Source organism: Escherichia sp. KS167_9B, from assembly GCF_030295215.1.
Lineage (GTDB): Bacteria > Pseudomonadota > Gammaproteobacteria > Enterobacterales > Enterobacteriaceae > Escherichia > Escherichia coli_F.
The window spans coordinates 4,064,263-4,080,688 of the sequence record NZ_AP025754.1; the positions used below are offsets into that span (position 1 = coordinate 4,064,263).

General features: G+C 51.6%; 15 protein-coding genes. 6 read left to right on the forward strand and 9 right to left on the reverse strand.

Translation table 11 applies throughout. From position 1 onward, the window contains the following. Positions 1-162: 162 nt before the first annotated feature. Genes hofQ through hofM form a run of 5 tightly spaced genes read right to left on the reverse strand, consistent with a single transcriptional unit; the run spans position 163 to position 3,449 of the window. A complete protein-coding gene (hofQ, locus tag QUE34_RS20490) occupies positions 163-1,401 on the reverse strand; it encodes a DNA uptake porin HofQ (RefSeq protein ID WP_072001002.1) in 1,239 nt (412 codons plus the stop codon). Continuing rightward, positions 1,313-1,717: a DNA utilization protein HofP gene (gene hofP, locus QUE34_RS20495; protein ID WP_001264139.1), complete on the reverse strand. Its 405-nt coding sequence runs from the start codon at positions 1,715-1,717 to the stop codon at positions 1,313-1,315. The genes hofQ and hofP overlap by 89 nt, the downstream gene beginning before the upstream one ends. Beyond that, complete coding sequence (hofO, locus tag QUE34_RS20500; RefSeq protein ID WP_032303915.1) at positions 1,707-2,147, reverse strand: DNA utilization protein HofO; 441 nt, start codon at positions 2,145-2,147, stop codon at positions 1,707-1,709. Before hofO ends, hofP begins: the two co-directional genes overlap by 11 nt. Then, entirely contained in the window at positions 2,131-2,670 is a 540-nt protein-coding gene (gene hofN / locus QUE34_RS20505) for a DNA utilization protein HofN (RefSeq protein WP_039020609.1), read from the reverse strand. Before hofN ends, hofO begins: the two co-directional genes overlap by 17 nt. Beyond that, positions 2,670-3,449 (reverse strand): DNA utilization protein HofM, encoded by a 780-nt coding sequence (gene hofM / locus QUE34_RS20510; protein ID WP_001354999.1) that lies wholly within the window; start codon positions 3,447-3,449, stop codon positions 2,670-2,672. Before hofM ends, hofN begins: the two co-directional genes overlap by 1 nt. A gap of 119 nt (positions 3,450-3,568) precedes the next feature. Between hofM and mrcA the strand changes: the two genes are divergently transcribed. Then, complete coding sequence (gene mrcA, locus QUE34_RS20515; protein WP_032303918.1) at positions 3,569-6,121, forward strand: peptidoglycan glycosyltransferase/peptidoglycan DD-transpeptidase MrcA; 2,553 nt, start codon at positions 3,569-3,571, stop codon at positions 6,119-6,121. 168 nt (positions 6,122-6,289) lie between these two features. Here the strand turns inward: mrcA and nudE are convergent, their stop codons facing one another. Then, complete coding sequence (gene nudE / locus QUE34_RS20520; RefSeq protein ID WP_000045742.1) at positions 6,290-6,850, reverse strand: ADP compounds hydrolase NudE; 561 nt, start codon at positions 6,848-6,850, stop codon at positions 6,290-6,292. 319 nt (positions 6,851-7,169) lie between these two features. On the opposite strand from nudE, the gene igaA reads away from it, so the two are divergent. The 4 genes from igaA (at position 7,170) to hslO (ending at position 11,353) form a co-directional block, all read left to right on the forward strand. Beyond that, entirely contained in the window at positions 7,170-9,305 is a 2,136-nt protein-coding gene (gene igaA, locus QUE34_RS20525) for an intracellular growth attenuator protein IgaA (RefSeq protein WP_103253576.1), read from the forward strand. 64 nt (positions 9,306-9,369) lie between these two features. Then, positions 9,370-10,038, forward strand: coding sequence for a GMP/IMP nucleotidase (yrfG, locus tag QUE34_RS20530; RefSeq protein WP_001353628.1), 669 nt, complete (start codon positions 9,370-9,372; stop codon positions 10,036-10,038). A gap of 10 nt (positions 10,039-10,048) precedes the next feature. Beyond that, the gene (gene hslR, locus QUE34_RS20535; RefSeq protein ID WP_000660487.1) at positions 10,049-10,450 is read left to right on the forward strand and encodes a ribosome-associated heat shock protein Hsp15; all 402 of its coding nucleotides are present in this window, start codon (positions 10,049-10,051) and stop codon (positions 10,448-10,450) included. Between the two features lie 24 nt (positions 10,451-10,474). Then, on the forward strand, positions 10,475-11,353 hold the full coding sequence (gene hslO / locus QUE34_RS20540) for an Hsp33 family molecular chaperone HslO (RefSeq protein ID WP_001135574.1): 879 nt from the start codon (positions 10,475-10,477) through the stop codon (positions 11,351-11,353). Positions 11,354-11,487: 134 nt separating this feature from the next. Here hslO and QUE34_RS20545 read toward each other — a convergent pair whose 3' ends face one another. Next, on the reverse strand, positions 11,488-13,212 hold the full coding sequence (locus tag QUE34_RS20545; RefSeq protein ID WP_286338872.1) for a DUF4153 domain-containing protein: 1,725 nt from the start codon (positions 13,210-13,212) through the stop codon (positions 11,488-11,490). A gap of 378 nt (positions 13,213-13,590) precedes the next feature. Here QUE34_RS20545 and pckA point away from each other — a divergent pair, with 378 nt between their 5' ends. Further along, positions 13,591-15,213, forward strand: coding sequence for a phosphoenolpyruvate carboxykinase (ATP) (gene pckA / locus QUE34_RS20550; RefSeq protein WP_032303922.1), 1,623 nt, complete (start codon positions 13,591-13,593; stop codon positions 15,211-15,213). Positions 15,214-15,265: 52 nt separating this feature from the next. Here the strand turns inward: pckA and QUE34_RS20555 are convergent, their stop codons facing one another. Both QUE34_RS20555 and QUE34_RS20560 read right to left on the reverse strand, forming a co-directional pair. Then, positions 15,266-15,892, reverse strand: coding sequence for a hypothetical protein (locus QUE34_RS20555; RefSeq protein WP_032303923.1), 627 nt, complete (start codon positions 15,890-15,892; stop codon positions 15,266-15,268). Next, positions 15,889-16,419, reverse strand: a complete 531-nt coding sequence (locus tag QUE34_RS20560; protein WP_000617565.1) for a hypothetical protein — start codon at positions 16,417-16,419, stop codon at positions 15,889-15,891. The genes QUE34_RS20555 and QUE34_RS20560 overlap by 4 nt, the downstream gene beginning before the upstream one ends. Between the last annotated feature and the right edge of the window lie 7 nt (positions 16,420-16,426).

The window sequence follows — 16,426 nt, forward strand, 5'->3', positions numbered from 1 at the left end:
AAAAGACAGCAAAATGCCGCCTGAATGATAAATCATCATCATGGAACGCAGGCAGCGAAGAGCACCAACTCTCAAATCGGTACTCCTTGTATGCTAAATACCTGCGCGCGTCAAATAGATGAAACACGTTCAGCGTAAAAACATTACCGCTTTTACGGCTGTTTACTCACTGGAAACCAGTCGTGGCGTGATAAACACCACTAACTCGCGTCGTTCATCTTCTTTTCCGTCATGACGAAATAATTGCCCGAACCAGGGAATGTCGCCAAGCAACGGTACGCTATCCTGACCCGATTTATTTTTACGGGTAAAAATGCCACCCAGCGCCAACGTTTCTCCGCTTTTGACCTCGACCTGCGTTTCGATCTCCTGCTTATCAATCGCCAGCACTTCGCCATCGGCCTGCTGTAGCACCTGCCCCGGAACGTTCTGGCTGATGTGTAATTTCAGCCGGATGCGACCTTTTTGTAACACCGTGGGCGTAACTTCCATCCCCAGGACGGCCTCTTTAAATTCCACCGACGTCGCGCCACTTTCCCCGCTGGAAACCTGATATGGAATTTCGCTCCCCTGTTTAATGCTGGCAGGCTGAAGATGTGAGGCCAGCAGACGCGGGCTGGCGATAATATCCAGCTGCTGTTTTTGTTCGAGCGCGGAAAGCTCAAGATCCAGTAAACGTCCGTTGATGCGTCCAATGTTAAAACCGACATGCGTTGTCGCCGTCGCTACGGAGAGGTCGCTGCCAAGCGTGGTGACTTGCCCAACGCCACCAGTTTGTTGCGCATCAGCCAACGTCCATTTCACGCCTAACTCACGCAAACTTTTTTCATTAATGGTGACAATATGCGCCGACAGCTCAACCTGCCCGACCGGCAGATCCATTTGCGCTACCCACTGTTCAAGCGCGCTTAACGCCGCTTTGTTATCTCGCAGCAAAAGGCGATTGGTGCGTTTATCGACGGTCATACTCCCTTTGGCACTCAGTAGCTTCTCCCCCGCTTTCGCCAGTTCTCCCGCGTCGGCGTATTGCAGGGTTATACTGCGATTTTCCAGCGGCAGATTTGCCTGCGCCCGCGCCTGCTCCGCCTCCTGACGGGCGATATTGTCATTCTGCCAGGCAACGGAATGCACCGAGAGAATGTTGCCCTCCTGACGCGTTATCAGTCCGGCGCTTTTCACTACAGTTTGTAGTACTTGCTTCCAGGGAACATCTGTTAGATGTAACGACACCGTACCGCTGACGTCTGGCGACACCACCAGGTTCAACTTCTCCTGTTCAGCCAGCGCCTGCAACACCTGAGCTACCGGAACGTCATCCACCATCAGCGTCACTTTTTGCGGCTTTGCCGCCTGTACGCCGGGTATCAGCATCAACAGTAGTGCGGCTATCCATTGCTTCATTTGTATCTCCTTGCCGTTGCCACAACCATTGTGGCGGTTCGCAGTTTGTCCCGGTTCCCAGCGTTAGTGCGTCTGGCGTTAGCTGTAAGATCGTCCAGCCGTTTTCCAGCACATCGTTTTGCTGCACCCGTCGCCATTTTTTTTGCCCATCTTTTATTACACCGATGATGCGCTCGCCTCGCCCTACCATCCCCTGATAGCGCCACTGGCTAAGTTCGCTAATCCGGCATAGATCTTCCGGCGGTTTAAAAGGGTCACGCATACCGGTTAAAAGGCACAATGCAATGCCTGCTAACAACCAGCGTTTAACCCTCATGCGGCGTCTCCAGTTGTAGCGTGAACAAAAGGTCATCACCTTCCACGCTTAACGAAAAACGGCTCACGCTGACGTTGCGCTCTGCCAGCCGTGTAAATGCCGACGGCACTGCTTCCCACAGCGTTTTCAACGCCAACTCACCTCCCTGCGCGGATGGATGCCAGTAAACCAGTTGCGCGCCGGATAACTGAAAATCCAGTGGCGAAAAGGGCTGCGTTTTTTCCTCGCTGAAGGGAGTGGTGTTTACCTGGCGATACAGTGCGGTCCACTGCTGGTAATGACTTGCCCGTAGTCGAATTAATGCGTCGCTCTCTTCCTGGTGTGTCGATGACAGAAAAATGAGCGTAACTAACATCATCAACCAGAATGCCCAGCAAAGCTGGCGGAGGCGGGGTGATGTGGCGAACCACCAGTCAAAGAGCATGTCCATCGCTAACCTTCCTTGTTAACTGATACTCAAATTGCCAGCGTCCCTGCGCATCCTGCTGCGTGGCCCCCCGCTGATTGAGATGAAAAGAAGCATCCTGGCGGAGTGACGTTTCCAGCGCGTTTAACGCGGTAATGCTTGTTGTTAGCCCCTTGATCTCCAGCGTTCCCTGCTGCCAGCTTATCGTTGTCAGCCAGGCGTGCTCGGGTAAAAGCGCCGCCAGTGCTTCCAGCGCAGATTGCCAGTCACGGGTAAATTGTCGCTGGCGCTGCCTTTGCAAACGCTGCTCACGAATTTGTTGGCGCTCCAGCAAACGTGGTTTCGTTATTTGTAAGCTGTGGGCGAGTTGTTGTTCCGCCTGAAGCAAAACGGCATCTACGCGAGCTTCGGCGTTGCTTGTCAGACGCAATATTAGCGTTATCCCGACGGTCAGCAGCAGAGGCGCAACGAACATCAGCAACCAGAAACGAAGAAAAGCGGTCCGGCGTTGCTGTCGCCAGGGCAAAAAATTAATTGGCGGGTTCATCAGTACGCCTTCCCTAGCGCCAGCCCCAGCGCGATGGCAAAGTCTCCACCTGGCGGCGGTAGCGGCGGCTGACGAACAGAAACCGCCTCCCACGGGTCAAATCCGCCTTCGCCACATAGCGCGACGCTTTCGGGATCAACGGATAACGCTGCCGCCAGCTCCTTCGCGCTAGTCATCCCCACCGCCAGTTTGCGCCCCCAGCTATAGCGCGTCGCCCACAGCCACTGTTCGTTATCACGCCAGGCCAGACATTGCTGATGAGAAGGTAAAAAAGGCAGGAATCGCTGTAATGCACTGGCATCCGGGGTGATCGCACTAACATGAACACGCAACCTTTCTGCCAAAGTAAGCAGCGTTGCCAGCTCTTTGCTTTGCGCGGCAGTCACGTTATAGGCGGGACTGAGTGAGTCTTCGCTGTAATCGAAGCGCAGGGAGTCCGGATCCATATCCAGCTCGCGGGCCATCGTCCCGGACAGCCAGGCCGTTTGCTCCCGCTCACCAAGGGACATCGACGGGCGCGGAAATGACCGCTGTAATGTGCGACTGGCGGGAAACGCCAACATAATGTGATGACGCTGCGGCAGTTCGCGACTCCACGGTAACAACGTTTTAGCCAGCCGCTGTGCATCGACAATCCGCCCATCTTTGATTATGTCGTTCGCCAGCGGCAACCGCCACCAGCGTTGCAAAAAGCATTCTTTTGCGCCCCGCACGATCGCAACCGCCACCGCTTCTTGCTGTTGTAAATGCAAACCAATTTGCCAGATCTTAAATGCCATTGTGATGATCTCCTTATCACCCGTCACTCTGACGGGTATATCAATGCGTCTGGCTTGCCTTTATACTACCGCGCGTTTGTTTATAAACTGCCCAAATGAAACTAAATGGGAAATTTCCAGTGAAGTTCGTAAAGTATTTTTTGATCCTTGCAGTCTGTTGCATTCTGCTGGGAGCAGGCTCGATTTATGGCCTATACCGCTACATCGAGCCACAACTGCCGGATGTGGCGACATTAAAAGATGTTCGCCTGCAAATTCCGATGCAGATTTACAGCGCCGATGGCGAGCTGATTGCTCAATACGGTGAGAAACGTCGTATTCCGGTTACGTTGGATCAAATCCCGCCGGAGATGGTGAAAGCCTTTATCGCGACGGAAGACAGCCGCTTCTACGAGCATCACGGCGTTGACCCGGTGGGGATCTTCCGTGCGGCAAGTGTGGCGCTGTTCTCCGGCCACGCGTCACAAGGGGCGAGTACCATTACCCAGCAGCTGGCGAGAAACTTCTTCCTCAGTCCAGAACGCACGCTGATGCGTAAGATTAAGGAAGTCTTCCTCGCGATTCGCATTGAACAGTTGCTGACGAAAGACGAGATCCTCGAGCTTTATCTGAACAAGATTTACCTCGGTTACCGCGCCTATGGTGTCGGTGCTGCGGCACAAGTCTATTTCGGTAAAACGGTCGACCAACTGACGCTGAACGAAATGGCGGTGATAGCCGGGCTGCCGAAAGCGCCTTCCACCTTTAATCCGCTCTACTCAATGGATCGTGCCGTCGCGCGGCGTAACGTCGTACTGTCGCGGATGCTGGATGAAGGGTATATCACCCAACAACAGTTCGATCAGACACGCACTGAGGCGATTAACGCTAACTATCACGCGCCGGAGATTGCTTTCTCTGCGCCGTACCTGAGCGAAATGGTGCGCCAGGAGATGTATAACCGTTATGGCGAAAGTGCCTATGAAGACGGTTATCGCATTTACACCACCATCACCCGCAAAGTACAGCAGGCCGCACAGCAGGCAGTACGTAATAACGTGCTGGACTACGACATGCGCCACGGCTATCGCGGCCCGGCAAATGTGCTGTGGAAAGTGGGCGAATCGGCGTGGGATAACAACAAGATTACCGATACGCTGAAGGCGCTGCCGACCTATGGTCCGCTGCTGCCTGCCGCAGTCACCAGCGCCAATCCTCAGGAAGCGACGGCGATGCTGGCGGACGGGTCGACCGTCGCATTGAGTATGGAAGGCGTTCGCTGGGCGCGTCCTTACCGTTCGGATACTCAGCAGGGACCGACGCCGCGTAAAGTGACCGATGTTCTGCAAACGGGTCAGCAAATCTGGGTTCGTCAGGTTGGCGATACATGGTGGCTGGCACAAGTGCCGGAAGTGAACTCGGCGCTGGTGTCGATCAATCCGCAAAACGGTGCCGTTATGGCGCTGGTCGGTGGCTTTGATTTCAATCAGAGCAAGTTTAACCGCGCCACCCAGGCACTGCGTCAGGTAGGTTCCAACATCAAACCGTTCCTCTACACCGCGGCGATGGATAAAGGTCTGACGCTGGCAAGTATGTTGAACGATGTGCCAATTTCCCGCTGGGATGCAGGTGCCGGTTCTGACTGGCAGCCGAAGAACTCACCACCACAGTATGCCGGTCCAATTCGCTTACGTCAGGGACTGGGCCAGTCGAAAAACGTGGTGATGGTACGCGCAATGCGGGCGATGGGCGTCGACTACGCTGCAGAATATCTGCAACGCTTCGGCTTCCCGGCGCAAAACATTGTCCACACCGAATCGCTGGCGCTGGGTTCAGCGTCCTTCACCCCAATGCAGGTGGCGCGCGGCTACGCGGTAATGGCGAACGGCGGCTTCCTGGTGGACCCGTGGTTTATCAGCAAAATTGAAAACGATCAGGGCGGCGTGATTTTCGAAGCGAAACCGAAAGTAGCCTGCCCGGAATGCGATATTCCGGTGATTTACGGTGATACGCAGAAATCGAACGTGCTGGAAAATAACGATGTTGAAGATGTCGCTATCTCCCGCGAGCAGCAGAATGTTTCTGTACCAATGCCGCAGCTGGAGCAGGCGAATCAGGCGTTAGTCGCGAAGACTGGCGCGCAGGAGTACGCACCGCACGTCATCAACACTCCGCTGGCATTCCTGATTAAGAGCGCCCTGAACACCAATATTTTTGGTGAGCCAGGCTGGCAGGGTACCGGCTGGCGAGCAGGTCGTGATTTACAACGGCATGATATCGGCGGAAAAACGGGTACCACTAACAGTTCGAAAGATGCGTGGTTCTCGGGTTACGGTCCGGGCGTTGTGACCTCGGTTTGGATTGGCTTTGATGATCACCGCCGTAATCTCGGTCATACAACGGCTTCCGGAGCGATTAAAGATCAGATCTCAGGTTACGAAGGCGGTGCCAAGAGTGCCCAGCCTGCATGGGACGCTTATATGAAAGCCGTTCTTGAAGGCGTGCCGGAACAGCCGCTGACGCCGCCGCCGGGTATTGTGACGGTGAATATCGATCGCAGCACCGGGCAGTTAGCTAATGGTGGCAACAGCCGCGAAGAGTATTTCATCGAAGGTACACAGCCGACACAACAGGCGGTGCACGAGGTGGGAACGACCATTATCGATAATGGCGAGGCACAGGAATTGTTCTGATTAAAAAGGCGCTTCGGCGCCTTTTTCTGTTTGCTGACAAAGTGTCACTTTATTTATACCGGATACGGCGTGAACACGTTATCCGTCTGAAAATATCGATAAAAATCAATATATTGCAGGAGCCGCGCAGGCCTGATAAGCATTGTGCATCAGGCAAACTTCACGCATTTACACTCGCCCCTGCTCCTTCAACCACTCGCGCACGAGGAACAGTGCGCTGACATTACGTGCTTCGTTGAAGTCAGGATCTTCCAGCAAATCCATCATATGCGCCAGCGGCCAGCGCACCTGTGGTAGCGGCTCTGGCTCATCGCCTTCCAGCGATTCCGGGTAGAGATCTTGCGCTACTACGATATTCATTTTGCTGGAAAAGTAAGACGGTGCCATGCTGAGCTTCTTCAAAAAAGTCAGATCGTTCGCACCAAATCCAACCTCTTCTTTTAGCTCGCGGTTAGCGGCTTCGTAGACGCTTTCACCCGGATCAATTAATCCTTTCGAAAAACCTAATTCGTAGGATTCCGTTCCCACTGCGTATTCGCGGATCAGGATCAGGTGATCGTCCACAATCGGCACAATCATCACCGCTTCCCGGTTGGTTGGACGCATTCGTTCATAAACACGCCGCACGCCATTGCTGAACTCCAGATCCACGCTTTCGACGGTAAACAGTCGTGAACGGGCTACAGTTTCAACATTCAGAATGGTGGGTTTTTGTAATGATTTGCTCATCGTGGGATCTATGCTGTGAAATCAGCGGTTATTGTGCGATATCGGACACGCTTTCGGCAATGTGAATTGCATGTTATTTACATTTATGTAACTTATTAAATAATCATCCTCAAATCAAATTAAAAGTCAATAGGTTGAAATAACTCCAGGAATTTGCTGATATTCCGCCTTCAGAGGGTTTGCTATGATCAGCGGTTACTGTGATGTGCTTAATGATGCTCAAGTTAAACTCCACGCTTGCCGATAGCCAACCGCAGAATCATGTATTGTGTCCGGTGCGACTGACCACGCCTGACAGACTAAGTAAGATGGGGAAAGCATGAGCACCATTGTGATTTTTTTAGCTGCTTTGCTGGCCTGCTCACTACTTGCGGGATGGCTGATAAAAGTGCGATCCAGACGGCGTCAGCTGCCCTGGACCAACGCCTTCGCGGATGCGCAAACGCGTAAACTCACACCTGAAGAACGTAGCGCCGTTGAAAATTATCTTGAGAGCCTGACGCAGGTATTACAGGTGCCGGGCCCAACGGGAGCCAGCGCGGCACCGATCTCTCTGGCGCTGAATGCCGAAAGCAACAACGTCATGATGCTGACACACGCTATCACGCGTTACGGCATCTCTACCGACGATCCGAATAAATGGCGTTACTACCTCGATTCGGTAGAAGTCCACCTGCCCCCTTTCTGGGAGCAGTACATCAACGATGAGAATACCGTTGAACTGATTCATACCGATTCGCTGCCGCTGGTTATTTCACTCAACGGTCATACGCTGCAGGAGTACATGCAGGAAACTCGCGGCTATGCCTTGCAACCTGTTCCGTCAACACAGGCGTCTATTCGCGGGGAAGAGAGTGAGCAAATCGAGCTACTCAATATTCGCAAAGAAACGCACGAAGAGTATGCGCTAAGTCGTCCGCGCGGGCTGCGCGAAGCGTTGCTGATTGTCGCCTCCTTCCTGATGTTCTTTTTCTGCCTGATTACCCCGGATGTATTTGTTCCGTGGCTGGCAGGCGGCGCGTTACTGCTGCTGGGCGCAGGACTGTGGGGGCTATTCGCGCCCCCGGCAAAATCCTCCCTGCGGGAAATTCATTGTCTGCGCGGTACACCCCGTCGTTGGGGATTGTTTGGCGAAAACGATCAGGAACAGATCAACAATATTTCACTCGGTATTATCGACCTGGTCTATCCCGCACACTGGCAGCCCTACATTGCTCAGGATCTCGGCCAACAAACCGATATCGATATCTATCTCGACCGCCACGTAGTGCGTCAGGGGCGATATCTTTCGCTGCATGATGAAGTAAAAAACTTTCCGTTACAGCACTGGCTGCGCAGTACGATTATCGCTGCGGGCTCGCTACTGGTGCTGTTTATGCTGTTATTCTGGATCCCGCTGGATATGCCGCTGAAATTCACCCTCTCGTGGATGAAAGGCGCGCAGACCATTGAAGCCACCAGCGTGAAACAACTGGCTGACGCTGGCGTGCGGGTTGGCGATACATTGCGTATTAGCGGTACGGGAATGTGTAATATTCGCACTTCCGGTACCTGGAGCGCGAAAACCAATTCACCTTTTTTACCGTTTGACTGCTCGCAGATCATCTGGAATGACGCCCGTTCATTACCATTACCAGAATCTGAACTGGTCAACAAAGCGACGGCATTGACCGAAGCAGTTAATCGCCAGCTGCACCCTAAACCGGAAGATGAATCTCGCGTCAGCGCCTCATTACGTTCAGCAATTCAAAAATCCGGCATGGTATTGCTTGATGATTTTGGCGACATAGTACTGAAGACAGCGGATCTGTGTTCTGCCAAAGATGACTGTGTGCGACTGAAAAATGCGCTGGTCAATCTCGGCAACAGTAAAGACTGGGACGCGCTGGTCAAACGCGCTAACGCCGGGAAACTCGATGGCGTGAATGTGTTATTACGCCCAGTGAGTGCGGAATCGCTGGATAACCTGGTGGCGACCTCCACCGCACCGTTCATCACGCATGAAACAGCGCGAGCGGCACAGTCACTTAACAGTCCGGCCCCAGGCGGATTCCTGATTGTCAGCGACGAAGGCAGCGATTTTGTTGATCAACCCTGGCCTTCAACATCACTTTACGACTACCCGCCGCAAGAACAGTGGAACGCTTTCCAGAAACTGGCGCAAATGTTAATGCATACGCCGTTTAACGCCGAAGGCATCGTCACAAAAATCTTCACCGACGCCAATGGTACGCAGCATATAGGCCTTCATCCGATCCCGGATCGTTCCGGCCTGTGGCGCTATCTCAGCACCACACTTTTGCTACTGACGATGCTGGGTAGCGCCATCTATAATGGCGTGCAGGCGTGGCGTCGTTATCAACGTCATCGCACCAGGATGATGGAGATTCAGGCCTATTATGAAAGCTGCCTGAATCCGCAACTGATTACCTCTTCAGAAAGCCTTATTGAATAACACGTTTGCGCGGCAGGTTATGCTACCCTGTCGCGCAAATTGCTTCACTCTGGAGATTTCCCTCATGCATATCAACATTGCCTGGCAGGACGTAGATACCGTTCTGCTGGATATGGACGGCACGTTGCTCGACCTCGCCTTCGATAACTATTTCTGGCAAAAGCTGGTGCCTGAAACATGGGGGGCGAAAAACGGGGTCACACCACAGGAAGCGATGGACTATATGCGCCAGCAATATCACGACGTGCAGCATACGCTAAACTGGTACTGTCTTGATTACTGGAGTGAGCAACTGGGTCTGGATATCTGTGCGATGACCACCGAGATGGGACCGCGTGCCGTACTGCGTGAAGATACCATTCCGTTTCTTGAGGCACTGAAAGCCAGTGGTAAGCAACGAATTTTGCTCACCAATGCTCATCCGCATAACCTGGCGGTAAAACTTGAGCATACCGGTCTGGACGCACACCTTGATTTATTACTTTCCACCCACACATTTGGTTATCCGAAAGAGGATCAGCGGTTATGGCATGCGGTGGCCGAAGCTACGGGTCTGAAAGCTGAAAGAACGCTGTTTATTGATGACAGCGAAGCGATTCTCGATGCTGCCGCACAATTTGGTATTCGTTACTGCCTCGGTGTGACTAATCCTGACTCCGGGATTGCCGAGAAACAGTATCAGCACCATCCGTCACTGAATGACTACCGCCGCCTGATCCCCTCGCTAATGTGAAGGAGACGCCATGAAAGAAAAACCTGCTGTTGAGGTTCGACTGGATAAATGGCTATGGGCCGCCCGTTTTTATAAAACCCGCGCGCTGGCCCGCGAAATGATCGAAGGCGGTAAGGTGCACTACAACGGGCAGCGCAGCAAGCCAAGCAAAATCGTCGAGCTGAATGCCACGCTCACTCTGCGCCAGGGAAATGACGAACGAACGGTGATTGTAAAGGCGATTACTGAACAGCGTCGCCCCGCCAGCGAGGCAGTCTTGCTGTATGAAGAGACTGCAGAAAGTGTAGAGAAACGCGAAAAAATGGCGCTGGCACGTAAACTTAATGCCTTAACCATGCCGCACCCGGACCGACGCCCGGACAAAAAAGAGCGCCGCGACCTGTTACGATTTAAACACGGCGACAGTGAATAACTGTCACCTGCAAGAGAGATGATTATGCCGCAACATGACCAATTACATCGCTATCTGTTTGAAAACTTTGCCGTACGCGGCGAACTGGTAACCGTTTCGGAAACCCTGCAACAGATCCTTGAGAATCACGATTATCCGCAGCCCGTTAAAAACGTGCTGGCAGAACTGCTGGTTGCGACCAGCCTGTTAACCGCTACGCTGAAGTTTGATGGTGATATCACCGTACAACTGCAAGGCGACGGACCGATGAATCTGGCGGTTATTAACGGTAACAACAACCAGCAGATGCGCGGTGTGGCGCGCGTGCAGGGCGAAATTCCAGAAAATGCCGACCTGAAAACGCTAGTGGGCAATGGTTACGTGGTGATCACCATCACCCCGAGCGAAGGTGAACGCTATCAGGGCGTGGTGGGTCTGGAAGGTGATACCCTGGCGGCCTGCCTGGAAGATTACTTTATGCGTTCTGAACAGCTGCCGACGCGCCTGTTTATTCGCACCGGCGACGTAGACGGCAAACCGGCTGCAGGCGGTATGTTGTTGCAGGTAATGCCTGCGCAAAATGCCCAGCAGGACGACTTTGACCACCTGGCAACGCTAACCGAAACCATCAAAACCGAAGAACTGCTGACCTTACCGGCAAACGAAGTGTTGTGGCGTTTGTATCACGAAGAAGAGGTGACGGTTTACGATCCGCAGGATGTGGAGTTCAAATGCACCTGTTCGCGTGAACGTTGCGCCGACGCGCTAAAAACGCTGCCGGATGAAGAAGTCGATAGTATCCTGGCGGAAGATGGCGAAATTGACATGCATTGTGATTACTGCGGTAACCACTATCTGTTCAATGCGATGGATATTGCTGAAATCCGCAACAACGCGTCTCCGGCAGATCCGCAAGTTCATTAATGAGTATGTCCGGCAGAGAGGGCTCTGCCGGATTTTACGACGTAATGGCCTGATGCGCTGCGCTTATCAGGCCTACGCAATAATTCACAAGTTATTGTTGGTAAGATAAAGCGTCGTATCCGATAAAAGCATTGTCATTTGCTTAAGTTTATTTCCAGCGTTTCACCATCTACCGTCAGATCGCGCCACGCTTTCGGCCTCGTCCCCAGCTTTCCATCCTTCGCAGCTGTGAGTAATTTTTCTTTCGTTATTTCGTTCGGAAGTAAACTCATATCAAGCGCGTCCCATTCTTTTCTGGCTGAGTCAAAGCCATAGACAATGGCTCTGTCATCATTAAAAGCAAACAGGATCCGCTCCGCCTGACCATCACTATTCAGATCTTGCTCGACCAGTACGCAGGCGTCTTTTTCAATACAGGTCATCACGTTATAGCGATCCTGGATTAAGGCCGACCAGAATGCCGTATCCGGTTTGCCAGAGCCTGGGGCAATTAACACATTTTCGGCTAATACTTTTTCCGATACCTGTTCCTGAAGATGTTGCTCTCCATCTAACGTCATCAGCAGATCCCGTGCGCGTTTCGGGTCTTTCATATACTCGGCATCGCTTTTCAGCGACTCAAGCGCCGCACGTCCATAGCGACCGTTCTGTTCGAGCATGTAGAGACTTACCTGATCTGGCGTGTTCTTGCCGCTCTGATAACGTGCCATATGACTGTTCACACTAATGCGCATACTATCCAGCACCGGCGAATTAAGAAGCACCAGTATTACCAACACCAATAACGAAACCGCAAGGTTCACTTTGCCCTGAAGAACAAGAGGGTTTTGCCCTTTACGCCAGACGATACTGACAAAATACCCCAGCGACCATACCAGTAACACCAGCACCGCCAGCGCGCCCTGCAAGCGGTCGACAGTCCAGCCGTACTGAACGACCCGCAGCCATAACGCCCAGGCGGCGACGAACACATACAGCGGAGCAGCCAGCAGAGCGGTTTTAATCAGGCAACGCAACGGCCCCGTCCAGGGAAGTGACGCTTTTTGCGGATCGCGGACAATAGCCATTAAGATCAATTGCAAAAAGGCCAGCGTTAACAGCAACCCAGCGGCGGAGATGTGGCGAGAAATCGCGCTCAGGCCCGTAAACGGCAGGGTGATGATAAACATCAGGGTTAGCAATGATACTAACGTCAGCAACCCCGTGGCGATTAACGTGAACAACTTTTGAATAGAGTCGATTAAACGTGACTGTGTACGCGCGAGGATCACCGCCAGTGCGGTAACCAGACCTAACGTGAGATAAATAAACCAGTCGGTTGCAAAAAAGAGCGTTTTGAAAAACGTGATGCCAACAAGTTTAAACAACTCGCCCCACAGTAAAAGTACCAGCCACGTCAGGCCATTGGCGAGAAAAATCACCAGTAATATAAGTACGTTATGCCATACTGACTGGTAAAAATAGCGATAGCGGCTACTGTCATTGCGGATGCGAAGGCTTTGTTGTATCCACGGTAGCAACAACATTGCCATCAGCAGCAGATAGCAACCAAAATCCCAAAGCGCCTTTTCAGCTATCCAGGGGTTCATGCCATCAGTTTGCCACTTCAGCCAGCCGCTCATTCCCAGCGTGGCAATAAACACCAGCGCCAGCCATCCCCAAAGGCGCTTCTGTTTAAAGGAGATCACGGAGAAGAGTAAAACGGATGAAAACGCGACGGTCGCAGGCACGCCATAAACAATCCAACTGTGATTTTTTCCGGCAAGCCAGGCGATCAGTAGGTAGCAAACCAGACCCTGAAGTAATCCGGTAGCAATCATTCCCCAGCGTGTTGCGGGTGAAAGTTCAACGTTATCCATGTTAGTTATCCAGAATCAAAAGGTGGATTAATTATCGCATCCGGGCCGTAGTATTTTGCTTCTTTCAGAAAATAATCAAAAAAAGTTAGCGTGGTGAATCGATACTTTACTGATTGAATTTGCATCAATTTCATTCAGGAATGCGATTCCACTCACAATATTCCCGCCATATAAACCAAGATTTAACCTTTTAAGAACATTTTCCACACCTAAAATGCTATTTCTGCGATAATAGCAACCGTTTCGTGACAGGAATCACGGAGTTTTTTGTCAAATATGAATTTCTCCAGATACGTAAATCTATGAGCCTTGTCGCGGTTAACACCCCCAAAAAGACTTTACTATTCAGGCAATACATATTGGCTAAGGAGCAGTGAAATGCGCGTTAACAATGGTTTGACCCCGCAAGAACTCGAGGCTTATGGTATCAGTGACGTACATGATATCGTTTACAACCCAAGCTACGACCTGCTGTATCAGGAAGAGCTCGATCCGAGCCTGACAGGTTATGAGCGCGGGGTGTTAACTAATCTGGGTGCCGTTGCCGTCGATACCGGTATATTCACCGGTCGCTCACCAAAAGATAAGTATATCGTCCGTGACGATACCACTCGCGATACCTTCTGGTGGGCTGATAAAGGCAAAGGTAAGAACGACAACAAACCTCTCTCTCCGGAAACCTGGCAGCATCTGAAGAGCCTGGTGACCAAACAGCTTTCCGGCAAACGTCTGTTCGTTGTCGACGCTTTCTGTGGTGCGAACCCAGACACGCGTCTTTCCGTACGTTTCATTACCGAAGTGGCCTGGCAGGCGCATTTTGTCAAAAACATGTTTATTCGCCCGAGCGATGAAGAGCTGGCTGGTTTTAAACCTGACTTTATCGTTATGAACGGCGCAAAATGCACTAACCCCCAGTGGAAAGAGCAGGGGCTGAACTCTGAAAACTTCGTGGCGTTTAACTTAACTGAACGTATGCAGTTGATTGGCGGCACCTGGTACGGCGGCGAAATGAAGAAAGGGATGTTCTCAATGATGAACTACCTGCTGCCGCTGAAAGGTATCGCCTCCATGCACTGCTCCGCCAACGTTGGCGAGAAAGGCGATGTTGCGGTGTTCTTTGGCCTTTCCGGCACCGGTAAAACCACCCTTTCCACCGACCCGAAACGTCGCCTGATTGGCGATGACGAGCACGGCTGGGATGACGACGGCGTGTTTAACTTCGAAGGCGGCTGCTACGCGAAAACCATCAAGCTGTCGAAAGAAGCGGAACCTGAAATCTACAACGCTATCCGTCGCGATGCGCTGCTGGAAAACGTCACCGTACGTGAAGATGGCACTATCGATTTTGACGATGGTTCAAAAACCGAGAACACCCGCGTTTCTTATCCGATCTATCACATCGATAACATCGTTAAACCGGTTTCCAAAGCGGGCCACGCAACTAAAGTTATCTTCCTGACCGCAGACGCCTTTGGTGTGCTGCCGCCGGTTTCTCGCCTGACTGCCGATCAAACTCAGTACCACTTCCTCTCTGGCTTCACCGCCAAACTGGCCGGTACTGAACGTGGCATCACCGAACCGACGCCAACCTTCTCCGCTTGCTTCGGCGCGGCGTTCCTGTCGCTGCACCCAACTCAGTACGCAGAAGTGCTGGTGAAACGTATGCAAGCGGCGGGTGCGCAGGCATATCTGGTTAACACTGGCTGGAACGGTACTGGCAAACGTATCTCCATTAAAGATACCCGCGCCATTATCGACGCTATCCTCAACGGTTCGCTGGATAACGCAGAAACCTTCACTCTGCCGATGTTTAATTTAGCGATCCCGACTGAACTGCCGGGCGTAGACACTAAGATCCTCGATCCGCGTAACACCTACGCTTCTCCGGAACAGTGGCAGGAAAAAGCTGAAACGCTGGCGAAACTGTTTATCGACAACTTCGATAAATACACCGACACCCCTGCGGGTGCCGCGCTGGTAGCGGCTGGTCCAAAACTGTAATCCGATAAGTTAAGCGACGAAATCCCCCGTTTCACCAGATACGGGGGATATGTTATTTTCTGTCAGAATTAAACGGGACAAACAGATAATCCAGCGAGTGGCGTGTTTCACGAAAAAACGTATCCAGTTCAGGCTGCGCTTTTATCGCACTGGTGGGAATGAAAATATCGCAAAACGCTTTCGTCGCTTCTCTGGGACAACTCTTCGGTAAATGCAGAAAAAGCCACAAATAATCTTCTTCATACTCAATGCTATAAAAATCTTCCCAGCGAAGTATGCCCTGCTGATGAGATTCATAAAAAACAATCCCCTCGAAATAAAACGCATAACGCACGGGTTTCGTAAAAGTAACTTGCTTTGTTTTTGACTTAAAATCGTTAATTCTTCTGCTGATTAACAGGAACATTGATAAGAGGAGTGGCAACATTAATAGAAGAATTAACGTACTGATTGCGTTGAGTTTAAAGTCATGAGAAGGTTTCAACCATTGTGGGATCATGGGCAGTATAGCCAATAAGCCAGCGGTTCGGATTCCCCATTTAAACCCTTTAAAACGCTTTTTAATGTAACAGGTATAATGCTTAACGGCAGCGTTGAAGGCGGTTTGGGTGTAGTGGATTTGCACTGTGCCGAGGTAATGTGCGGTTTGTGGATCAAAGGGGCAAGGGGGGCTATTCATTCTACTCGCCAGGAGCGCTCACAGGCGCTTACGTCATCATTAATATATGCATTCAGGTAATCATTAAGATCTTTATAACGTGATTCCCCATTGCAGTCATAAACCCAGACCTCTGGCTCAACGGTACTATCTAGCCAAAGGAGAAAAACCATTTCATAACTGTAATCACTACCGGCAAAAAGTGACAGGCGATGAGAACGAAATAGTCCCAAGGCATGGTTATCCCAATTATCACTTGAAGCTACAGCATTCATTTTGATTTCATCAAGAAACGTATCTTCTATGTGTTCCTGCCAAAGCGTTTCCATGTCACTTATACTTAGCCAGCTTCCATGTGTAGCGCTTAACCAACGTCCACAATGTGCAAAACGCGCCTGCAACATAGGGCTGGCCTTCTGCCAGACACCGTTTTTCAATGTCGGGATCCGGCTATCAAACGCAGTGCTTGCAGGTTCAGGAACAACATTGAATGGGCCATCAAAGGCTAACCTATTATTTATCGCTTGCTGAATATGTTCCCTGATCATATTTTTC